Source organism: Arthrobacter sp. Cza30, assembly GCF_059090765.1.
In genome coordinates this window covers 718405-733052 of record NZ_JBNHGA010000004.1, presented here as the reverse complement: position 1 = coordinate 733052, position 14648 = coordinate 718405, and the positions used below count along the sequence as shown (strand labels likewise).

The following is a 14648-nucleotide window of genomic DNA, read 5'->3' as shown; positions in this document are numbered from 1 at the left end:
AGAAAGGGGCCGGTCCGTCAGGACCGGCCCCTTTCTCGTGCGCTCTCACGCCGTGAGCAGCGCGTACCAGATGAGCAGCAGCGTCACGACGAAGCCGGACAGCTGATTCAGCCAGAGGAAGGCGCGCCATCCGCGCGTGGCCCTCGACGCCTGCGCGTCGTCGATCGAGCGGTACGGCCACACGGTGGCCAGGTACGGCAGCGCCGCCACCGCCGCGAGCGGCCCGGGCCATGCGGCCAGGAGCATCACCAGGCCCGCGGCGGCGTAGCAGGCCAGGGAGAAGCGCACGGTCCAGCGGGCGCCGCGCGCCGTCGCGATCGAGGCGATCCCGGCCTCCCGGTCGGCCACGACGTCCTGGACGGCGCCGAAGGCGTGCGAAGCGACGCCCCACAGCGCGAAGGCGGCGATGACCGCGGCGAGCCGCCAGGTCCACACGACGCCGGCCAGCGTCAGGGCGTACACGGCGGGGGAGAAGAAGTGGATGCTGCTGGTGAGCGAGTCGGCGAACGGACGTTCCTTCAGGCGCAGCGGAGGCGCGCTGTAGAAGACGACGAAGAACAGGCTCACCCCGAGCACGAGCCACGACGCGGGAGAGCCGATCAGCACCAGATACGCCACGAACGGCAGGCATGACAGGCCTGCCGCCCACAGCGTCACCGCATGCAGCCCGGGGTCCAGGACGGCGCCATGCGCCCCGCCCTTGCGGGGATTGCGGAGATCGGATTCGTAGTCGAAGACGTCGTTGATCCCGTACATCGCGAGGTTGTACGGCACGAGGAAGAACAGCGTCCCCACGATGAGGGCGGGGTCGACCTCCCGGGCGGCGAGGAGGTACGCCGCCGCGAACGGGTAGGCGGTGTTGACCCAGCTGACCGGCCGCGACGAGATCAGCAGCTGGCGGGTGACGGCGCGGGCGGATGCCCGGATCATGACGACGCTCCAGCGCGCGTGCCGTCGTGCGCCGCCGGCGTCCGCGCACCGAGCAGCAGCAGGACGGCGGGAACGAGGAAGGCGGCGCAGACCGGATACGCGAAGTCCTCGATCGGGGCGAGTCCTATGCGCACGCCGGAGATGAGCTCCTCCGGATACGTGAACAGGCCCGCCGCGATCATGAGGTTGTCGAACACCGCGGTGAGTGCGACGAGCACCGCCGCTGCGACGGCGGAGGATGCCATCCGCCGGCCGAATCGCGGCCGCGGAAGAGTCGACAGGACGACGGCGAGCGTGACGCCCGCGAACGGGAGGACGAGGAGGGGGTAGGTCACGACGACTCCGGTGGACGGCGGGACGCGCGATCCGCGCGGTCCAGCATGCGCCGCGCGGCAGCTTCGACGACGAGGGCCAGGTAGCAAAGGAACGCCAGGAAGAACGGCTCCTCCAGCGGCAGGTGCGGTGCGAGGTCGATCCCGATCAGCAGCGGGCTGTCGCCCTTCACGAAGACACCGGATGCGATGCCGACGGCGTCCCATGCCAGGAAGAACGCGGTGCCCAGGAGCACGGCGCCCGCGGTGCGCGCCGGTGCGTGCCACGCGGCGAGGCGCCATCGACGGTCCAGCAGCGCGATGCCCGCGGCGGACCCGATGATCGCGGTGAGGTAGAGCCCCGGCACGGTCACACCTCGGCACGCTCGGCGAGACGACCCGGTGAGCGGTCGCCGCGCACGCGCTTGAGGACGAGCTCGGCCGAGATGAGGCACATCGGCAGGCCAATCCCGGGCAGCGTGGACGAGCCGACGTACATCAGGCCCGCCACCTTCCGTGACGCGTTGCGCGGTCGGAACAGCGCACTCTGCCCGAGCGTGTGCGCGAGTCCGAGCGCGTTCCCGCGCCACGCGCCGAAGTCGGCCGCGAAGTCCCCGGGTGCGATCGTGCGGCGCACGCGCACCCTCGAGGGCAGATCCGGGATGCCGCACCACGCACCGATCTGCGCGATCACCCGATCGGCGGCGACCTCGATCGCCAGGTCTCCATCGCCGCCGGCACCGCCTCGGCCGAGAGCCGGGTCGGCGGGCACGGGCACGAGGACGAAGAGATTCTCATGGCCCGGCGGCGCGACGGTGGGGTCCGTCGCGCTCGGCCGGCAGATGTACAGCGACGCCGGATCGGGGATCGCCCGCCGCCGGCCGAAGATGTCCTCGAACCCCACGCGCCAGTCGTCCGCGAAGAGCAGCGTGTGATGGGCGAGCTGCGGCAGCGCGCCCTCCACGCCCAGCAGCAGCAGGAGCGCGCCGGGACTGGGCGTGCGCTTGCGCCACCAGGACTCCGGATAGGTCTGCTGGTCGCGGGGCAGCAGTGCCGTCTCGGTGTGGTGCAGGTCCGCCCCGGAGACGACGAGGGTGGCGTCGATGCGCCGCCCGTCGGCGAGCTCCACACCGGTTACACGACGCCGCTGCGTCGTGATCGCGCGTACGCGTGCGCCGGTCTCGATGCTCACACCCGCGGCACTGGCCAAGCGCGTCACGGCCGCGATCAGCTCGCCGAATCCGCCCCGCGGATAGAAGACGCCGTCGTCCAGGTCGAGGTGGCTCATCAGGTGATACAGACTCGGCACGCCGTACGGGGATCCGCCGAGGAAGACCGCCGGGTACTCGAGGATCTGGCGCAGCCGCGGGTCGGCGAAGCGGCTTTCGACGTGGCGGGCGAGCGTCCGCGCCAGCAGCGGCGCCAGCTGTGGCATCCGCCGCAGGAGCGCGGGGTCCCGCAGTCCTGCCGTGCTCTGGTACGTGTCGTAGAGGAAGCGGGAGACCGCGAGATCGTACGCGCCGGCCGCCGAGTCCAGATAGGCGTCCAGTCGGGCGCCTGCGCCGGCCTCGAGCCCCTCGAAGAGCGCGGTCGCCGCGGCGCGGCCGGATCGCACGTCGATCGGGTCGCGCTCCGTGGCGGGGTCCGAGTACACGCGGTAGGCGGGATCGAGCCGCACGAGATCGAGCTCGTCCCGTGCGGACGACCCGAGCAGCCGGAAGAAGTGGTCGAAGACGTCGGGCATGAGATACCAGCTGGGTCCGGTGTCGAACCGGAATCCGTCCCGCTCCCACGTCCCCGCTCGTCCGCCCAGCTGGTCACGTGCCTCGAACAGGCTGACCCGGTGCCCCTCGGCGGCCAGCAGGGCGCCCGCGGCGAGTCCGGCGATGCCTCCTCCGATGACGACGACGTGCTCCGACATGGCGTCCGTCATGCGCGTGCCTCGAGGGGAGGCCGCCCCAGCCACGCGCGCGCGGCCACGCGGACCTTCACGCGGTCCGGCACGCGCACCCGGGCCGTCGCTCCGCCGTCGGCTCGTAGGCGCGCGGAGAGCTCGGCGAACAGATCGTGCGCCGCCGTCACCGCGCGGCGGCAATCGGAGGGCAGCATCGGAATGACCGCGGCGGCGGCCGACAGGTCGCCGTCGATCCGGTCGAGGATCGCCGCCCGCGTCGCGATGCCGCTGGCCAGACCGAGATAGTCGCGTCCGAGTGACGAGGCGTCGTGATCGAGGTCTCGCAGGAAGTTGACGTCCTGAAAGGCCGAGCCCAGGCGTCGCGCGCCGTCGGCGACATCGGCCGCGGGCTCCACCGGCCGTGGCATCCCGGCGTTGAGGAAGACGCGCAGGCACATGAGGCCGACGACCTCCGCCGATCCGTAGACGTACTCGTCGTGGGATGCCGCGTCGTGCCGCCGGGTGACCAGGTCGGTGCGCATCGCGGCGAAGAAGGGCCGCACCAGCGCCTCGCCGATGCCGCACTCGCGCGCGGTCCTGGCGAAGGCGTGCACGACGAGGTTCGCGCTGAAGCCCCGCTCGAGCGCATCGAGCGTCGCGCGCTCGAGGTCCTCGAGAATGGCGGCGGCGGCATCGGGGGAGAGCCCGGCCGCCGCAGCGGGACCGTCCACGATCTCATCGGCGACGCGGACGAGCGCGTACACGTTCCGCACGTGCGGGCGGGGACGGGGACCGAGCAGGCGGCACGCCAGCGCGAAGGAGGTCGAGTACCGCTCGATGACCGTGGCGGCGGCATCGCTCGCGGTGCGGTCGTACAGCGCGAGACCGGTGGGCTCGTGGCGGAGGCGCGTCACGGGATCCGCCCCTGGATGCCGTCGGCCAGGTCCTGCAGCAGACGCGCAGCCAGTGCGGGCAGCGCGGGGTCGGTCGCGATCGCGCGGACGTCGGCCAGCGTGCGGTCGATCTCGTCGACCAGCCGCTGCCGGGCGCCGCTGCGCTCCAGCGCCGCCTGCGCCTGCCGCACCGCCACCGGCCCGGTGCGCGCGAGCGCCAGCGCCTCGTCGACGTGCGGCCATGCCTCGGAGTCGCGTGCCAGGGCGACCAGGGGCGTGCGCTTGGCCTCACGGAGGTCGGCGCCGCTGTCGCGGCCGGCCACCTCGGCCGTGGCGAACGCGCCGATGAGGTCGTCGACCAGCTGGAACGCCAGTCCGATGCGCCCGCCCGCGATGCCGATGACGCGCAGCGCTTCTGGTGACGCGCCGCCGAGCATCGCCCCCGCCTGCAGCGGGGCTCGGAACGAGTAGACGGCGGTCTTGTTGAAGGCGGCCTCGAAGATCCGGTCCGATGACGCGCAGTCGGCGGCGACGCTGTGCGAGACGTCGGCGAGCTCGCCGGCCGCCGAGATGTACACGGCGTCGTCGAGCAGCGTCATCAGGCGCTCCCGTGCGCCCGGGTCGGCGTCCGCCATCGACACGAGGCGGATGGCCTCATGCAGCAGCAGGTCGCCCGCGAGGATCGCCGCGGCATCGCCCAGCAGCGCCGCGCCGTCGGCGTCCGCGCCGCTGCGGCGGCCGCGTGCGCGGAACTCGCCGGCGATGTTCGGGTTGCCGCGGCGCACGGTGTCGTGATCGATGACGTCGTCGTGGATGACGAACGCGGTGTGGAGCAGCTCGAACGCCGCGGCCACCGAGAGCGCCGCCGACGCGTGCGCGTCGTCGGTGCGGAAGGCGTCGAAAGCCGCCAGGACCAGCGCGGGGCGGAACCGCTTGCCGCCGCGCGACGCGCGCAGGATCGCATCGCCGAGCGCGACGAAGTCGGCGCCCAGGTCAGCCGCACGGCCCCGGATGCGCGTCAGAGCCCCTTCGATCGCGATGTCGATGGCCGGCTCCGGAGCGAGCGCGATCATGACACCCTGCGCTGGGGCGCCGCCTGCTCGAAGAGGTGGAGCTGCTCCGCCTGGAGCACGAGCCACGGGCTGAAGGCCCAGGGGGTGGCGGTGATCGACGCCGCGAGCGCGCCCGGCTCGACCCATTGCGCGTCGACGACCTCGAGGGGGTTGAGAACGGGCTCCTCGTCGGCTCGTGCGGTGTACACGGGGCACACCTCATGCTCGACGATGCCGTTGGCGTCGGTCGCGCGGTAGCGGAAGAGCGGGAGCGCGAGCTCGATGTCGGACAGGGTCAGCCCGAGCTCGTAGTCCGCGCGACGGCGGACCGCCGCGAGCAGCGGCTCGGCAGGCCGAGGGTGTCCGCAGAAGGAGTTGGTCCACACCCCGGGCCACGTGCGCTTGTCGAGCGCGCGTCGAGTGACCAGCACCTCGCCGTGGCGGTTGACGACATGGCACGAGAAGGCCAGGTGCAGCGCGGTGTCGGTCCCGTGCACACTGCTCTTGAGCGCGGTGCCGATCGCCTTCCCGTCCTCATCGAGCAGGACCACCTGGTCGTCGTCGGTCATCGCCCCTCCTAAGATCGCTAGCTTAGCTAGCGATAAGTGTTGTGCGATGCTACAACGGGGGAGGAGGAACGTCCATGAGCTTGACGCAGCGGTGGGTGCCGCAGTCGTCGCACGACCGCGCCATCATGCGCGTGCTCACGTCCATCCGCGCGCTCAGCGACGCGATGGACCGCATGCACAGCGGCATGAAGGACGACATGGACATGAACGGCAGCGACCTGGCCGCTCTGCGCATGCTCGTCATGCGAGAGCAGGAGGGGCGTCTCGTCAGCCCCCGCGACATCGCCGATCACCTGCGGATCTCCACCGCCTCCACGACGAAGCTCCTGGACCGTCTCACCGCGTCCGGGCACATCGAGCGCCGGCCGCATCCCACGGACCGGCGGGCGCGGATCGTGGTGCTGACGCAGCTGTCGCGCAACGACTTCTTCCGCCTGTACGGCGAGCGTCTCCGCGCCATGCGGTCGGTCGCGGGGGAGTACGGCGAGACCGAGCTGGCCGTGATCGCGCGGTTCCTCGGCGAGGTGACCGACGCCCTCGACCCCACACGCTGACGCGGCCGGATCCTTGGGGGCACAGTCCCGCGCCGGTCCCGGAACAGCAACAAGAAGAGGGCGTCCCTGGCGGGACGCCCTCTTCTTTTCTTGTTGCGGGGACAGGATTTGAACCTGCGACCTCTGGGTTATGAGCCCAGCGAGCTACCGAGCTGCTCCACCCCGCGGCACAAGAAATGAGCTTAGCACGGGCCGGCGCGGGTCGCGAATCGGGCCGGGCCGGCTTGCTGGCGGAGGCACCGCACGCGAGGATGGTCGGCATGCTTGCCGAGCGCGATCCCGACGTGCGCGACGACCACGACGACGGACGCAACGAGTCACCCGCAGAACGCGCCGATCGGAACTGGAACGAGGTGCTGCAGGAGCTGCGAGTGCTGCAGACCGGCACGCAGATCCTCACCGGCTTCCTGCTCGCGCTGGCTTTCCAGCCGGCCTTCGACGACTTGAACGACGGTCAGCGCGCCGCTTACCTCGGCCTCGTCGTCCTCTCGGCAGTGAGCTCGATCGTCGCGCTGACGCCGGTGGCCATGCACCGCGTGCTGTTCCAGCAGCGTGCGAAGCGGGAGGTGGTCCGGTACGGTCATGTCGCGCTGGTCACCGCGCTGCTTACGGTGTCGCTGCTGGTCGTGGGCGTCGTGGGCTTCGTCTTCGACGTCGTGCTCGGGGGCGCGGCGGTGTGGTGGGTCCTGGCGGCGCTCGCGGTGATGATCATCGCGCTCTGGGTGGTCCTGCCTGTCAGTGTGCGGATGAAGAAGCGAACGGACAGGGGACCCGGATGACCGAGACGATCGCCGTCGGCGTCGCCCAGTTCGCGCCGACCGCCGACACAGCGGCGAACCTGTCGACGATCCGGCAGCTCACGGCCACCGCAGCCGCGCGCGGCGCTCGCGTCGTGGTCTTCCCCGAGTACTCCAGCTACTTCGTCGACCCCTTCGACGCCTCCCTCGCCGAGCACGCGCAGGAACTCGACGGGACGTTCGTCCGGGAGCTGGGATCGATCGCCCGAGATCACGACGCGGTCGTGGTGGCGGGTCTGCTCGAGCGGGCGGCCGACGACCGCCGGGTCCGCAACACCGTGGTCGCTGTGGGCGGTGACGGCCTGCTCGCGCACTACCGCAAGCTGCACCTGTACGACGCGTTCGGCCAGCGCGAGTCGGACTGGGTGCAGGCGGGGGACCTGGATGAGCCGCGGACGTTCGAGACGGGCGGGCTGCGTTTCGGACTCATGACCTGCTACGACCTGCGGTTCCCCGAGGTGGGGCGCCTCCTGGCCGACGCGGGCGCCGACGTGTTCCTCGTGCCGGCCGAATGGGTCCGAGGCCCGCTGAAGGAGCACCACTGGCGGACGCTGCTGCACGCGCGGGCGATCGAGAACACCGTGTTCGTGGCCGCCGCCGACCACCCGCCGCCCCTCGGGGTCGGACATTCATCGGTGGTCGACCCGCAGGGCGTGGAACTGGCCGCGGTGGGCACGGCGACCGACGTCGCGGTCGCTCATCTGGATGTCACGGCCGTCGAGCGCGTGCGCCGAGTGAACCCTTCGCTGCGCCTGCGTCGACTCGGCGTCGTGCCTCGTGAGGCCTGACCGTCAGCCCAGAGCGGAGAGGCGGGATGCCGCCTCCTCCAGCACGTCCACGCGCTTGCACGCGGCGAAGCGCACGAGCGTCGCGTAGTCGGGCCGGCGGCCGGGCGTGACGAACGCGGTAAGCGGGATCGCCACCACTCCGGCGCGCTCCGGAAGGGCGCGGCAGAATGCCGCGGCATCCGTGACACCCAGGGGGCGCGCGTCGGCGACCGTGAAGTAGGAGCCTGCCGCCGTCGAGACCTCGAAGCCCGCGGTGCGCAGACCTGCACCCAACAGGTCCCGCTTCGTCCGGAGTGCGCCGGCGATGCCGCTGAAGAAGGCATCGTCCAGCCGCAGTCCGGTCGCGATGGCGGGCTGGAACGGGCTGCCGTTGACATAGGTGAGGAACTGCTTGACGGCGAGCACCGCATCCACCAGCGGAGCCGGGCCGCTGATCCAGCCGATCTTCCACCCCGTCGTGGAGAAGGTCTTGCCGCCGGAGGAGATCGTGAGCGTCCGCTCCCACGCACCAGGACGGGTCGCGATCGGGACGTGCGGACGATCGAACACGAGGTGCTCGTAGACCTCATCGGTGACGATGACGGCGTCGTGGCGGTCGGCGAGCCGGACGATCTCGTCCCGGATCTCGTCGTCGAGCATCGCTCCGGTGGGATTGTGCGGGTCGTTGACCAGGATCACGCGGGTGCGGTCCGTCACGGCGGCGCGCAGGTCGTCGAGGTCGGGCCGGAAGTCCGGCCACCGCAACGGCACCGTCACCAGACGGGCTCCGGCAAGAGCGGCCACGGCTGCGTAGGAGTCGTAGAAGGGCTCGAGGACGACGATCTCGTCGTCCGGCTCGCCCAGCAGCGCCAGAAGCGCCGCCGCGAGCGCCTCCGTGGCGCCGGCGGTGACGATCACATCCCGCTCGGGGTCGAGGCGAAGGCCGTAGAAGCGCTGCTGATGCTCGGCGATCGCGGCACGCAGATCCGGGATGCCGCGCCCCGGCGGGTACTGATTCACCCCGTTCGCGATGGCCGCCCGGGCGACCTCGAGCACCTCGGAGGGCCCGTCCTCGTCGGGGAAGCCCTGACCGAGATTGATCGCCCCGGTTCGCGCCGCGAGGGCCGACATCTCGGCGAAGATGGTGGGGTGGATCGACCCGTCCGAACCGACGAGTCCGGCACCGGCGGCCGTGCGGTGCCACGCTCCGGGGATCTGTCGCATCGCTTCACGGTACAGCGCCACGGTCCTGGGTCCGCTCAGGCTGATCGCATAGTCGGGTCCCATTCCCGGCATAAGAAACGCACAGCATCGGTGGGCACAGTGGTGAGTGCTTGGCAGAAGGAGCAATCATGAGTGAGATCCAGGGGGAGCGCCCCGAGGACCAGATCCCGTCGACCGGGTCCGAGGCCTCGACCGCATCGCAGCCTTCCACCGCCGGCGCTGACACGACTCCGGCGGCCGCCGGAGATCCGGCGCCGACGTGGGCCGCCGGTCCCGTGCCGCCGGTGCCGAACATGCCCGCAGCGGCGGCCGCTCAGCAGATGCCGCCCGCGCCGCACGCGGGACACTCCGGCGCGGCCGGCGCGACCCAGCCGGTTCCCCCCGCGGGCTACCCCGCCGGCCCCCATGCCTACGCGCGTCCCCAGGGATACGCCGGACAGCCCGCCGGCCACCACGGCGGCTTCGCCGGCCAGCACGGTGCCGCGTTCGGCGTCCGCGCCGGCGACACGCAGCCGACCGTTCCGCTCGGCGGCGGTCGCGACGGCGCGGAGGGCGACCCGACCGCCACCTCGTCCTCAGCCGGATCGCGCAAGTCCTCCGGCGCGGGCAAGATCGTGAGCCTCATGGTCGCCGCGGCGATCGTCGGAGGCACCGCGGGGCTCGGAGGCGCGTACGCGGGCGTCAACTGGTTCGCACCCGAGAACGCCGCTCCGGCAGCCGGTCCCAGCACCGTCACGGTGAACGACACCGAGTCGGTCAACCAGACCACCGGCATCGCGGCGAAGGTCGTGCCGAGCGTCGTGACGATCGAGGCGACGAGCTCGGCCGGCGCTGGGACCGGCTCGGGCGTCGTGCTCACGGAGGACGGCTACGTCGTCACCAACACCCACGTCGTGACGCTCGATGGGGCCACAGGCGACGCGGCGATCCGCGTCACCACCTCCGACGGCCGCGTGTACGACGCCGAGGTCGTGGGGCTCGACCCGATGTACGACCTCGCGGTCATCAGGCTCACGGATGCCGAAGGCCTCACGCCGATCGAATTCGCCGACTCCAGCGAGCTCAATGTCGGCGACAGCGCGATCGCCGTGGGGGCGCCGCTCGGGCTCGCGAACACCGTCACGACCGGTATCGTCAGCGCGCTGAACCGATCGATCTCGATCGCATCCGCCGCCGCCCCCGACACCGGTGACGGGGAGCAGAACCAGGAAGACGACGGACAGGGCGAGCAGGGTCCGTTCCGGTTCGATTTCGGTCAGCCCGATCAGCAGCAGACGCCGACGCAGACGATCTCCATCGCGGTCATCCAGACCGATGCCGCCATCAACCCTGGCAACTCCGGGGGCGCGCTGGTCGACTCGGAGGGGAAGCTCATCGGCATCAATGTGGCGATCGCCACGGCGGGCGGCGCCACCTCCGAAGGCTCCGGCTCCATCGGCGTGGGCTTCTCCATCCCGTCCGACATCGTTCAGCGCATCACGGACGAGATCATCGACAACGGCGAGGCGACGCACGGACTGCTCGGGGCGAGCGTCCAGCCCGCCGCGTCCGTGGAGGGCTCGACCATCACCGGCGCCTACATCGCCGAGGTGGTCGCCGACGGCGCGGCGGACCGGGCGGGACTGCGTGAGGGGGACATCGTGACCGGCTTCAACGATCTGCCGATCACCGACGCGACCGACCTCACCGCCCAGGTGCGCGCGGCCGCCGCCGGCAGCGAGGCCACCATCACGTATGTGCGCGACGGTGAGACCCGCACGGTCGATGTGACGCTCGGCGCGCTCGAGCAGTAGCACCGACAGGGGACGCCATCCCGCGAGCGATAGGCTCGCGGGATGGCGTCCTTCTCGTTCGGCGCGGGGAACGCGAGAAAGCTCGCGGGCATCCCGCTGTATGCCGCCGGGCGCATCCTCACACTTCTGATCCCGCGATCCCGCGACGAGTGGGTGTTCGGCTGCGGCGCAGGCATCGGCGACGGCGCGCTGGCGCTGTGGCGAGTCGCCGCGGCGCGCGGCCGGCGCGCGGTCTGGCTCGTGGGAAGCGAGCGTGAGGCGCGGGATGCCGCAGGCCTGGGCATCCCGACCCTCCGCAAGACGTCGCTGCGAGGCCTGTGGCGGACGGCGCGGGCTCGCGTGGTCGTCGTGACGCACGGGTTCGGCGACGTGAACCGCTACGTCGTGTCGGGCGCGTTCGTGGTGCAGCTCTGGCACGGCATCCCGCTCAAGAGGATCGGCCTGGATTCGCCCGAGACGCTCCGCGTGCCGGCGGTCATCGAAGGCACGCCGCTCGCCGCGCCGCTGCGTGCGCTGCTGCGTGCGATGTTCCGGTCCGCCGCCCGCCGCATCCGTGTGCTGCCGGCCGCGTCGCACCTCGTGCGCGGCCGGCTGGAGTCGGCGTTCGCCCTGCCGGACGGCCGGGTGCCCGTCACCGGGGAGCCGAGGGTCGACGTGCTTCTGGCCGGCGAGCGGTCGGAGCGCCGAGCCGCGGCGCACGCGCTGATCGCCGGGGCATGCCCGGGGATCGACACCACGGGCCGCTTCGTGCTCTACGCGCCGACGTGGCGGGACGGCGCCCCCGATCCCGCGGTGCCCACGCGCGCGGAGTGGACGCGCATCGTCGAGGTCCTCACGCGGCACGGCGCCACGCTCCTCGTGCGCTCGCACCCGCTGGGGGCCGGCGACTACGCCCCGCCGTTCCGGACCGACCGCGTCCGACCGTTCGGCAGTGATCTGGTGGCCGACGTCACCCCCGCGCTCCCCGCGCTCGATGCGCTGGTCACCGACTACTCCTCGCTGATCTTCGACGCGGCGCTGGTGCCTCTGCCGGTGATCTTCCTCGCGCCCGATGTCGAGGACTACGCCCGCCGCCGCGGGTTCTACGGCGCCTATGACGACATCGCGGGCGACGGATGCGCCCGCGACTGGGACGACGCGGCGGGCCAGCTGGATGCCGTCCTCGGGGACGAGGGGGAGCGCGAGCGCCGCGTCGACCGCGCCGCGGCGCTGAGCGCGCGCGTGCATGCGTTCCGTGACGGTCGCAGTGCCGAGAGGGTGTACCGTGCGATTCTGGCCGGTGCCGATGGGATCGACGGGGAGACCAACCCGGCGGAGGGAGATCGATGATCGACGCGCGCTTCACGACCGACCAGGGAGCGGTCCTCGTGCTCTCCGGCCAGGGCGAGCGTCCCGCAGCGGTCGAGCTCGTCGGCCCGCGCGCGCGCGTCGCGGCGGCGCTGACGGGCCGGGGCAAGACGTGGCGCGCCGTGCTGCCGCTGCGGGCGGCGCGCTGGGGCGGACCGGAGCTGCCGCTGCCGGCCGGCACCTATGAACTCCGCGTGACGGCTGCCGAGAGCCGGGAGACCCTCCCTCCGGCAGCGCTGCCCCTGACGCAGCTCGGAACGCTGCGTGCTCAGCTGGACGGCTGGACACTGCGAGTCGGTCCGCCGATCGATCCGGCGTACGATTCCGGCGAGGGTCAGGCGGCGCTGGAACGCCGCTACGCGACGCGGTCGGGCGACCTCGAGAACGCCGTCTTCTTCGAGAGCTTCTACGGACGCAACGCCAGCTGCAACCCGCTGGCGATCGATCGCGAGCTGGCTCGCCGCGTGCCGGGTCTGACGCGCTACTGGAGCGTCGTCGACCTGTCCGTCGCGGTGCCAGAAGGGGCCGTCCCGGTGGTCGAGGGCAGCCCGGAATGGTGGCGTGCCCGAGGCTCGGCGCGGCTGCTCGTCGTCAACGACTGGCTGCGACGCCGATTCGCGCGCCGCAGGGGACAGGTGGTGCTGCAGACATGGCACGGCACGCCGCTCAAGCGCCTCGCGCTGCACCGGCCGGGATTCGATCCGCGGCGCATGGCCGCCGTCGTCCGCGAGTCGCGCCGCTGGGACGTGCTGCTGGCGCAGAACCCGTACGCGGCGAGGATCCTCGGCAAGGCTTATGCATTCCTGTCGCGACCGGTCTGGGTCGAGGGGTATCCCCGCAACGATGTGCTGACCACCGGCGACGGGGCCGCGACCCGCGAGGCGCTCGGCATCCGCCCCGACGAGCGGGTGCTGCTGTACGCGCCGACGTGGCGGGACGACCGTGACGAGATCGTCGACTTCGTCGATCCCGCGGCGCTCGCCGAGGCGGCCGACGCCGTGGTGCTGGTGCGCGGCCATTCCCGCACGCTGCTGCCGGGGCGGGACGCGGAAGGCCCGCGGGTGGTCGACGTGACGGGCTTCCCCGACACCTCGCTGCTGCTGCTGGCAGCGGACGCGCTCATCACCGACTACTCGTCGGTCATGTTCGACTTCTCGGTCACCGGCAAGCCGATGTACTTCCTGGTGCCCGATATGGAGCACTACCGCGGCGAGCTGCGCGGGTTCTACTTCGACCTCGCGGCGCACGCGCCGGGTCCGATGGTGCGCACGCACGAGGAGCTCGTCGCAGCGCTCGCCTCACCGAACCCGTCCGCCCACGCCGAGCGCTATGACGCGTGGCGCGCGAAGTTCAACGCGCGCGACGACGGCCGCGCCGCCGAGCGGGTCGTGACCCGCATCCTGGATCAGGGGTTCGTCGACATCTGATCGATGGCCGCCGGCCGTGATCGAGGGCCGGCTCAGGGCAGCGGCGTGTTGCGGCTGCCCAGTCGCGAGGTGTCCACGGTGTCATGGGCGCCGACGACCGCTCCGACGAGGAACCCCCACCCCCATGACAGGTGCATCGTCGGGAGCACGGCCGCGGTCCAGAGCTTGTCGCGCCACCCGTGCCCGCCCCCCGGGCCTGCGGCGACGGCGATCACGAGGAGGGCATAGGCGATGATCGGCAGGTAGACCACCGACGCGGCGAGCGACCACCAGCCATCGAGCACGCGGGTCGCCTGCAGGATGCCGACCACGAGGGCGAGCAGGATCGTGAGCACGAGCACGGGCGGCGCGAAGAACCGCAGCGAGTTGCCCCGCCCGTAGCGGCGCACCAGCTCGCCGCGCCAGCGGCCTGTCGCGGAGAACTGACGCACGAGCCGCGTCCAGCTCTCCCGCGGCCAGTACGTCACGGCGAGGCTCGGGTCGAACCAGACGCGGTAGCCCGCGCGGCGGATGCGCAGATTCAGCTCCCAGTCCTCGCCGCGTCGGATGGTCTCGTCGAAGAGGCCCACCTCGTCGAGGACCGCGCGGCGCATGACCCCGAGGTACGCCGACTCCGCCTCGGCCTCCTGCGTGCCGCCGTGGTAGGCGCCTCCGCCGAGCCCGATGGGGGAGTTGTAGGCCCTCGCGACCGCCCGCTGGAACGGCGTCCGGCCGTCGGCCCGCATGACGCCACCGACGTTGGCGGCACGCACGCGGTCCAGCGTGGCAAGTGCCCGCCGGGCGTAGTCGGGCTCGAGCTCCGAGTGCGCGTCCACCCGCACGATCGTCGGGAACCGGCCGGCGCGGATGGCCAGATTCAGTCCGACCGGGATGTCGGCCGCCGGGTTGTCGACCAGCACGATGCGCGGCTCCTCGGCGGCGAGCCGATGCGCGAGCTCCGTGGTGCCGTCGGTCGAGGGTCCGAGGGCGAGGATGAGCTCCATCGGGCCGGCGACGTCCTGCGCGAGGACGGTCTCGACCGCGCGGCGCAGATAGCCGCGCTCGTTGAGCACCGGCATGACGAACGTGACCCCCGCGTCGGGAGGAACGA

15 protein-coding genes and 1 tRNA gene are annotated in these 14648 nt (G+C 72.0%); 6 read left to right on the top strand and 10 right to left on the bottom strand.

All coding sequences use genetic code 11. The features are described 5' to 3' along the window. Window positions 1-45: 45 nt before the first annotated feature. Genes AC5RVZ_RS17150 through idi form a run of 7 tightly spaced genes read right to left on the bottom strand, consistent with a single transcriptional unit; the run spans window position 46 to window position 5649 of the window. A complete protein-coding gene (locus tag AC5RVZ_RS17150; protein ID WP_494066960.1) occupies window positions 46-930 on the bottom strand; it encodes a prenyltransferase in 885 nt (294 codons plus the stop codon). After that, complete coding sequence (locus AC5RVZ_RS17145; RefSeq protein ID WP_494066959.1) at window positions 927-1265, bottom strand: lycopene cyclase domain-containing protein; 339 nt, start codon at window positions 1263-1265, stop codon at window positions 927-929. The genes AC5RVZ_RS17150 and AC5RVZ_RS17145 overlap by 4 nt, the downstream gene beginning before the upstream one ends. Then, complete coding sequence (locus tag AC5RVZ_RS17140) at window positions 1262-1609, bottom strand: lycopene cyclase domain-containing protein (RefSeq protein WP_494066958.1); 348 nt, start codon at window positions 1607-1609, stop codon at window positions 1262-1264. The genes AC5RVZ_RS17145 and AC5RVZ_RS17140 overlap by 4 nt, the downstream gene beginning before the upstream one ends. 2 nt (window positions 1610-1611) lie before the next feature. Further along, entirely contained in the window at window positions 1612-3162 is a 1551-nt protein-coding gene (gene crtI / locus AC5RVZ_RS17135) for a phytoene desaturase family protein (RefSeq protein WP_494067009.1), read from the bottom strand. 8 nt (window positions 3163-3170) lie between these two features. Next, complete coding sequence (locus tag AC5RVZ_RS17130) at window positions 3171-4049, bottom strand: phytoene/squalene synthase family protein (protein ID WP_494066957.1); 879 nt, start codon at window positions 4047-4049, stop codon at window positions 3171-3173. Beyond that, the gene (locus AC5RVZ_RS17125) at window positions 4046-5101 is read right to left on the bottom strand and encodes a polyprenyl synthetase family protein (RefSeq protein ID WP_494066956.1); all 1056 of its coding nucleotides are present in this window, start codon (window positions 5099-5101) and stop codon (window positions 4046-4048) included. The genes AC5RVZ_RS17130 and AC5RVZ_RS17125 overlap by 4 nt, the downstream gene beginning before the upstream one ends. Beyond that, window positions 5098-5649, bottom strand: coding sequence for an isopentenyl-diphosphate Delta-isomerase (gene idi / locus AC5RVZ_RS17120; RefSeq protein ID WP_494066955.1), 552 nt, complete (start codon window positions 5647-5649; stop codon window positions 5098-5100). Before idi ends, AC5RVZ_RS17125 begins: the two co-directional genes overlap by 4 nt. Window positions 5650-5723: 74 nt before the next feature. On the opposite strand from idi, the gene AC5RVZ_RS17115 reads away from it, so the two are divergent. Continuing rightward, a complete protein-coding gene (locus tag AC5RVZ_RS17115; RefSeq protein ID WP_494066954.1) occupies window positions 5724-6203 on the top strand; it encodes a MarR family winged helix-turn-helix transcriptional regulator in 480 nt (159 codons plus the stop codon). 93 nt (window positions 6204-6296) lie between these two features. Here AC5RVZ_RS17115 and AC5RVZ_RS17110 read toward each other — a convergent pair. After that, a tRNA-Met gene (locus AC5RVZ_RS17110) sits at window positions 6297-6370 on the bottom strand. Between the two features lie 93 nt (window positions 6371-6463). Between AC5RVZ_RS17110 and AC5RVZ_RS17105 the strand changes: the two genes are divergently transcribed. Together AC5RVZ_RS17105 and AC5RVZ_RS17100 are read left to right on the top strand one after the other, a co-directional pair. Next, entirely contained in the window at window positions 6464-6982 is a 519-nt protein-coding gene (locus AC5RVZ_RS17105) for a DUF6328 family protein (protein ID WP_494066953.1), read from the top strand. Beyond that, on the top strand, window positions 6979-7788 hold the full coding sequence (locus tag AC5RVZ_RS17100; RefSeq protein WP_494066952.1) for a carbon-nitrogen hydrolase family protein: 810 nt from the start codon (window positions 6979-6981) through the stop codon (window positions 7786-7788). Before AC5RVZ_RS17105 ends, AC5RVZ_RS17100 begins: the two co-directional genes overlap by 4 nt. Window positions 7789-7791: 3 nt before the next feature. Here AC5RVZ_RS17100 and AC5RVZ_RS17095 read toward each other — a convergent pair whose 3' ends face one another. After that, a complete protein-coding gene (locus tag AC5RVZ_RS17095; RefSeq protein ID WP_494066951.1) occupies window positions 7792-8991 on the bottom strand; it encodes an aminotransferase class I/II-fold pyridoxal phosphate-dependent enzyme in 1200 nt (399 codons plus the stop codon). 128 nt (window positions 8992-9119) lie between these two features. Between AC5RVZ_RS17095 and AC5RVZ_RS17090 the strand changes: the two genes are divergently transcribed. Genes AC5RVZ_RS17090 through AC5RVZ_RS17080 form a run of 3 tightly spaced genes read left to right on the top strand, consistent with a single transcriptional unit; the run spans window position 9120 to window position 13558 of the window. After that, window positions 9120-10784: a S1C family serine protease gene (locus tag AC5RVZ_RS17090; RefSeq protein ID WP_494066950.1), complete on the top strand. Its 1665-nt coding sequence runs from the start codon at window positions 9120-9122 to the stop codon at window positions 10782-10784. Window positions 10785-10826: 42 nt separating this feature from the next. After that, entirely contained in the window at window positions 10827-12113 is a 1287-nt protein-coding gene (locus tag AC5RVZ_RS17085; RefSeq protein ID WP_494066949.1) for a CDP-glycerol glycerophosphotransferase family protein, read from the top strand. Then, entirely contained in the window at window positions 12110-13558 is a 1449-nt protein-coding gene (locus tag AC5RVZ_RS17080; protein WP_494066948.1) for a CDP-glycerol glycerophosphotransferase family protein, read from the top strand. Before AC5RVZ_RS17085 ends, AC5RVZ_RS17080 begins: the two co-directional genes overlap by 4 nt. 32 nt (window positions 13559-13590) lie before the next feature. On the opposite strand, the gene AC5RVZ_RS17075 is transcribed toward AC5RVZ_RS17080, so the two are convergent. Beyond that, the gene (locus AC5RVZ_RS17075; protein ID WP_494067008.1) at window positions 13591-14616 is read right to left on the bottom strand and encodes a glycosyltransferase family 2 protein; all 1026 of its coding nucleotides are present in this window, start codon (window positions 14614-14616) and stop codon (window positions 13591-13593) included. Window positions 14617-14648 lie beyond the last annotated feature (32 nt).